Here is a 515-nt window from a genome sequence, read left to right as displayed (position 1 = left end):
CAGCTCGCCGAAAGACCCCCACCCACCCGCCCCAAAAGAGCTGAAAGGTAAGAAGCCTGCCGACCGCCGACGCGGTATGACGGAAGACCGGTCCCGTCCCAGAAGAAACACCAACCCCACCAGGGGCCTCAACACACAGGCCACCGTTGCTGGTGGCCTGCATGCCGAACGGTCCGTTTCCTCAGGACCCAACAGTGTGCCCGAACCCCAAGCCCCGTCCCCGCCGCGTTCCCACTCCCAGCCGACAGGCCGGGCGGTACTAACAGGGAAACCAAACCCAGGAATCCGAATAACCAGTGCTCCACTAATGAGCGTCGCCGTGCACCAGACGTTCGCTGATGGACACGGCATGGACCACACGAACCAGACAAGACTGTCTGAGACGCGCAGCCGAGTGCTCCTTAGAAAGGAGGTGATCCAGCCGCACCTTCCGGTACGGCTACCTTGTTACGACTTCGTCCCAATCGCCAGCCCCACCTTCGACCGCTCCCCCCACAAGTGGTTGGGCCACGGGC

Annotated in this window: 1 rRNA gene; it reads right to left on the bottom strand. The window is 62.9% G+C overall.

The features are described 5' to 3' along the window. Positions 1-405 precede the first annotated feature (405 nt). Positions 406-515: ribosomal RNA gene (locus KIP79_RS46260) — 16S ribosomal RNA — on the bottom strand; the annotation flags it as partial.

Source organism: Acrocarpospora catenulata, from assembly GCF_018476525.1.
Classification (GTDB): Bacteria; Actinomycetota; Actinomycetes; order Streptosporangiales; family Streptosporangiaceae; genus Acrocarpospora; species Acrocarpospora catenulata.
The sequence above is the reverse complement of the archived record's forward strand: the minus strand, read 5'-3'. Positions and strand labels throughout refer to the sequence as shown.